Genomic DNA, 621 nt, shown 5'->3' on the forward strand with positions numbered 1-621 from the left:
ACCCCGGCGCAGGTGGAGAACGCCGCGGAAATCGCGATGGAACACAACCTGGGCCTGACGTGTGATCCGATCGGCGGGCTGGTGCAGGTCCCGTGCATCGAGCGGAACGCGATCGCCGCGGCGAAGGCCATCAACGCGGCGAAGATGGCGCTCTGGGGCGACGGCACCCACCGGGTCTCCCTCGACGAAGTCATCATCACCATGCGCGAAACCGGCAAGGACATGTCCTCCAAATACAAGGAAACCGCCATGGGCGGCCTCGCCGTCAACGTCGTCGAATGCTGACCGAAGGTTTCGACGAGCTCAACCACCGGCACCACCCAATCAAAGGAAATCGATCATGACATTGGCACCCGAAGGCCGGAAGTTGCTGCGGATCGAGCAGCGCAACGCGGCCACCCCGGTGGAACGTAAACCGGAATGGATCAAGGCCAAAGTCCAGATGGGCCCGGAGTTCGTCCAGCTCAAGAACCTGGTCAAAAAAGAAGGCCTCCACACCGTCTGCGAAGAAGCCGGCTGCCCCAACATCTTCGAATGCTGGGAAGACAAAGAAGCCACCTTCCTCATCGGCGGCTCCGAATGCACCCGCMGCTGCGACTTCTGCCAGATCGACACCGGCAA

1 protein-coding gene and 1 pseudogene are annotated in these 621 nt (G+C 61.6%); both read left to right on the plus strand.

Annotated features, from left to right (window positions below):
• A partial coding sequence (locus tag AC1DBN_RS21435) for an L-serine ammonia-lyase, iron-sulfur-dependent, subunit alpha (protein WP_477723594.1) occupies positions 1 to 285 on the plus strand: 285 nt, incomplete at its 5' end.
• A 55-nt stretch (positions 286 to 340) separates the two neighbouring features.
• Positions 341 to 621: pseudogene (locus AC1DBN_RS21440) on the plus strand (lipoyl synthase); the annotation flags it as partial.

Source organism: Pseudarthrobacter sp. 10T415 (genome assembly GCF_056394175.1).